This window comes from Enterococcus olivae, assembly GCF_053760925.1.
Genome location: NZ_JBSMVT010000052.1, coordinates 1 through 5,127, shown reverse-complemented (window position 1 = coordinate 5,127; position 5,127 = coordinate 1). Strand labels below are relative to the sequence as shown.

General features: G+C 32.3%; 5 protein-coding genes. All 5 read right to left on the bottom strand.

The window, feature by feature from the left end; genetic code table 11:
* Positions 1-826: 826 nt before the first annotated feature.
* Positions 827-991, bottom strand: coding sequence for a hypothetical protein (locus ACWODM_RS16125; protein ID WP_455322350.1), 165 nt, complete (start codon positions 989-991; stop codon positions 827-829).
* A 625-nt stretch (positions 992-1,616) separates the two neighbouring features.
* On the bottom strand, positions 1,617-2,711 hold the full coding sequence (locus tag ACWODM_RS16120) for an IS4 family transposase (protein WP_455322349.1): 1,095 nt from the start codon (positions 2,709-2,711) through the stop codon (positions 1,617-1,619).
* Between the two features lie 122 nt (positions 2,712-2,833).
* Positions 2,834-3,157, bottom strand: coding sequence for a hypothetical protein (locus ACWODM_RS16115; protein WP_455322348.1), 324 nt, complete (start codon positions 3,155-3,157; stop codon positions 2,834-2,836).
* A 54-nt stretch (positions 3,158-3,211) separates the two neighbouring features.
* A complete protein-coding gene (locus tag ACWODM_RS16110) occupies positions 3,212-3,652 on the bottom strand; it encodes a hypothetical protein (protein WP_455322347.1) in 441 nt (146 codons plus the stop codon).
* Positions 3,653-3,923: 271 nt separating this feature from the next.
* Positions 3,924-5,018: a glycerol dehydrogenase gene (locus tag ACWODM_RS16105; RefSeq protein ID WP_455322351.1), complete on the bottom strand. Its 1,095-nt coding sequence runs from the start codon at positions 5,016-5,018 to the stop codon at positions 3,924-3,926.
* Between the last annotated feature and the right edge of the window lie 109 nt (positions 5,019-5,127).

The window sequence follows — 5,127 nt, the reverse complement described above, 5'->3', positions numbered from 1 at the left end:
TACCATTTGTTGTTTAAATTCTTTTGAATAGGTTCTTCTTTGACGTTTTGACATAATTTTTCCTCCAGGTGTTTTCTCTTATTGTACACACCTTATTTTTTCTGTCTAGTCCAGTGTAACCTATCCATAATATTATTGTATGGGTTTTCTATAATTTCTTTTAGAGTGACATATCCAGTGTTCATATATTGTCGTGATAACTTTATGTAATCTTCACCAATTTTTTTACTCCACTTTATATGTATTTTCATTTCCTCATTTACTATCTTCCTAATATCCTGATTATCCTCAATCCAAATATACTCCACGTCTATTTTCAATCCTTTCACAAAAATGTTAAATTAATTTTTAAAACTGTATTATTCAAATAAAAATTGCTCAATCCAATAAATTAGTATAACCATATATACTGTTGTTTGAAAACTAATATAGCATATTTTTCCGATAATGATATCAGTTTCTTAATCTCAGAGAATGTTCCTGAAAAAACTAAGAGAGAATACAACAAAAATAAGTTGGTTCTTATTGATTAGGCAAATTATTAATATGATAGGCAAAAAAATTCACTCTCAAAAAGAAAGTGAATTTTTTTGTAATTTATTTGTTTAAATAACACATATTAATATATAAGTTTACTTAAATTCAAATAGGTTTTTATATTAATCAAGGAAGCAAATATTACAAAGTATAATTCATTGTAAAAAATATATCAGTTAAAAAAGCGATAGGATATCAAATGCACATTCAATACCCTATCGCTTTAAAACCGCTATTTTTATCGTCCTATTGCAGATTTTTAATCTATTTAGCTAATAACTAATAAAAATTATCCCTTCTTTGATATACCTTCACTAAATACAGGGAAAACGTGGGCTTCCTCATAATCCTTAATTGGTTCAATCGCTTTCAAAAAATTCATATCTTTTTCAAAAATTTCAAAATCTAACTTTGCATTACTTTTGATATGACTTAAAGTTTGAGGTTTAGGCAAAGGTAACATTCCTAGCTGTAGACAATATTTGATACTTAATTGAGGTACGGCAGAAGTTTCATTATCTTCCAGTAAGTCATGGTGTTATCTCAATTCAGCTTGTACTGGATTAAAGTAGCTAATAGAATTATTCAATTTTCAAAGAACTTTTTGGTGCTTCTACTAATAAGAACAAAAAGATACATAAACAGGGCACACTTTTTTGACTTTTTATTTTCGAAGGACAAATTTATTAATAGAAATAATCAAAGCTTCCATACATTCCTGATAACAATCCTCGTCAAAACAACCTTTTTCTGTTACTTTCTTAATGACTAATGGTTCAAATCATTTAGCAACCTTTTCAACAGCTCGAGTGTCGCCTTCCTTATCAATAATACATAATTGGTATAAATTTTCCATTTTTCCCTCTCCTCCATGTACTTTTTTTAAATGTCAGAATTAACTTTAAATCACTAGTGTTGCATAAAAACATTTTAGAATATTCTGAAAACTACTTTCTCTGAAAATAAGTCAATAAAAACTGTGCTGACTCAGAGGATGACTTTTTCCAGAAAATTTTTTATCTGTTATTCAACTGAAAACCAAAAGGAACGATCCAGATTTCTTTTTTCTCATGTGGGAATTAATTTTCTAACCAACACTCAAAAGGCTGAAACAGTAAATAACGAAAGAATCGTTTGATTTGGAACACTGATTTCACTGTCTTCGTTTCTAATTTGATGAGAAACGTGAGAAGAGCGGAAATCATCGTTAGAATCAATTGATTCTGCACGCCTTTTTCATTTTGAGAAAAGAAGGTTTTGCTGGTCATGTGTTGTTTGATGTGTTTGAAAAACAATTCGATTTGCCAACGAGCGTGATACATATCAGAAATTTCTTTCGAAGAGACATCCATTCGATTGGTGATAAATTGAAACTCACGTCCGTTCTTGTCTTGAACAGTCACTAGTCGAAAATTGGCGGTCAAATAAGTCTTAGACCCCAAGCGAACGAGGTCATCTCGTAGAATTTCTTCTTCTGGCGATTTTTCTAGTGTGTCTATCATATGAACTTTGGTATTTTTCTTGATACGAGTGACGAAGAAATACCCGTCCCAATGCATCTGATCCATCTTTTCAAAATCCAAGTAACCACGATCAAAAACATACGTTGCCTCTGGTTCATTCACCAGTACTGTCAGTTGATTGACATCATGTTCGTGTGCATTGGTTAATGTAAAATCAGTTGGATACATCGTGGCATCATCCATATAACAGAAGTTCAAGTGCAATTTAATACCTGACTTGGTTTTACGAAAAGTCGCCCACTTATGACGTTTTAAACTAAGCGAAAACGTACTGGAATCAATCAAATACAGATGATTTCGCTTGGTTGGTTTGATTTGATGTTGAACTTTTTTTAACAGTTGTTGAAAAATTTCTTCTAACACTTTAGGTTCAAGTGCATTAAATGCTCGAGACAATTGGGTATGACTAATCGATGACACATCGGTTTCTAGTTGGAGCGATTGGTCGATAAGAGCTGTACTCAAGTCGCGTAAGCTTTCCTTTTCTTCGTTAATACCGTAAAGAAACAGCTTCAAAACGGCTTCGAAACTTAACTTTTTGCGATACGAATTGTAGTTGAGTACAAACTGTTTTGAAAAAACAGAAAGATTTTCTAAATTTATGGCAGAAAACCATTTATTAAATGCCGAGTTTATTTTATACTTATCCATGTGTGAGTCCTTTGTATTGGTCTTGGATAAGTCATCCAAGTACTAGTATAAAGGATTTTTTTGTTTCATAGAATAGGTTATAATTTTAATGCAACACTAGTGACTTTAAATATCTCATTTTTTTATCTTCTTATAAGTTTTTGCTTAAAATTATTGACTGACTTGTTCACGATAAAGAATCGCTCTCTTGCATTCATCTTGTTGAGAGCTGTTTCTAGCTCATCACTTTCTATAGACAATTTGACATTAAAAATAACGACATTTGGAATTTGAAATTCCCCATCAGAAGTTTTCGGATCAACAAATAGAACTGAGGGGTCTTCAATAAATTCTTCAAAGTTATTTTGACGAAGTTTCTTAGCATAAAAATTGTTTCCACGATTTAAAATGACTTTTTCAAAATATTTAGCTAATTGTGCGCTGTATCGTTCTTCTTTCGTCTTCATTAGAATCCCTTCTCTTTCATTTATTTAATCGAAAGAGAAAGTTTGAATAGAACACTAATGCAGTCTATATTGCCAATATCCTCGATACGCTCGTTCAACAGGAATCCGCTGATCTTTATTCATGCGTGGTAAAATAGTGCATGTTAAATTGCGAATCGTCATCACAGAACCTTTTGCTTCAATAATTTGTTCCAGTATTTCTTGATTTTTCAATGGTCTCTCAGCTTCTTTTAAGATGGAGGCAATCGTTAGACTTATTTCTTGATACGAAATCCCCTTTCTTTTTGGTGGTGTACCCTTATACCTTTGATATTCGCTTTCCTTCTTTAAATCAATGGGTTGCTGCCTATTTGTATCAGAACCTCCATCTGTCGATACATGAAGATTTTCTAACTTTTGTTTCCACTGATAATAAATTTTAGCCAGCCGTCTCCTTTCCACTATAATCAGCTTTAATTGTTCATAGATATATTTTTTCTCATCATTAGTGTCCATTCATCATCTTCTCTTTTCACTATAAAGAACAAAATCGTTGCTAAAAAAGACACGATTTATACAAAAAAAGAAACAAATAGCCAATATGACTATCTGTTTCTCAATAAAGAATATTTCCGATTTTTAAATTATACATATTGAAATCATTAAAATTTTAGTGGAATAAAACTAAACATTCATTCTAAAATAGTCTTATAACTATTCTTCTATATATCGACAAACAGTATTTTAAATACCATTTGCCAAGTTTACTTCAATTAAAAATAATTATTTACTTTTCTAAACTTTCAACATAAGAATCGACAGCCAATAAAGCATTTGCCACATCTTCCGCAGTTATTTCAAATGGCATTTGCTGAATAGTTTCTGTGGGTGCCGTTGCAAGTTCGCCAACTTTTAGTAAATCCTCATAGGAAACTTTGTCTAAATGCATTTCTTTTAGGGTTGTTGGTAATCCTAGTTTTTGATAAAAAGTAACATATTTATCAATTTCTTCTGTCGATCTGTTTTCCAAAAAGAGTTGAGTTAATGTCCCATACGCTACCTTTTCTCCATGTGTTAGATGATGAATATCCCCTGTTAATGCTGTAAATCCATTATGAATGGAATGCGCAGCTCCTAAACCGCTACTTTCAAATCCTACACCACTTAATAGCGTATTAGCTTCGACAATCGCATCTAATGCTTTTGTCACTACTTTGGCTTCATTCGCTGCAACAGCTGAAAAACTATATTTGAAAAGAACTTCTTCGCATTTTTCTGCAATGGCAATTGAAGCTAACGTTTGTGTTCCACCAACTAAATTTTCTCCGTTATTTTGATAAACAGCTTTCGCCTCGATCCAAGTAGCCATCGCATCAGCAATTCCTGATTTCAATAAGCGAACAGGCGCTTTACTAATGACTTCAGTATCAAGAAGTACTAAATCTGGATTTTTTTTATAGAAAATATATTTCTCAAAAACACCTTCTTCTGAATATACAACAGAAACAGATGAAGTAGGCGCATCAGTCGAAGCGATTGTTGGTAAAATAGCCAAAGAATTATTGGTAAAATTACTGACAGCTTTTGCCGTATCAATTGCTTTCCCTCCACCTAATCCAATAATCAAATTACATTGTCGTTGTTTCACTAAATCAGTAATCCGATTAATTTCTTTCATTGATGCTTCCCCCTGAAATTTATCAACGAAAACTTCCATATCATTCATATTTAAATGTTCTTTTAAGTCTTTTCCTACCAAATCCCAAACAACATTATCAGTAATAATCAATGCTTTGTCTCCAAGTACTTTCAGATAGTCGTAGCTTGTACCTAATACACCTTTTCCTTGAACATATCTAGATGGTGAATATTGCGAACGAATAGAGCCACCTGTGCGGAAAAATGAGCCAGTGAATGCGGACAATAGCGCCACCGAATGCGGACAAGGGAACCACATAAATAATTTAGCTAACAATAGAGACCTTCTGTAT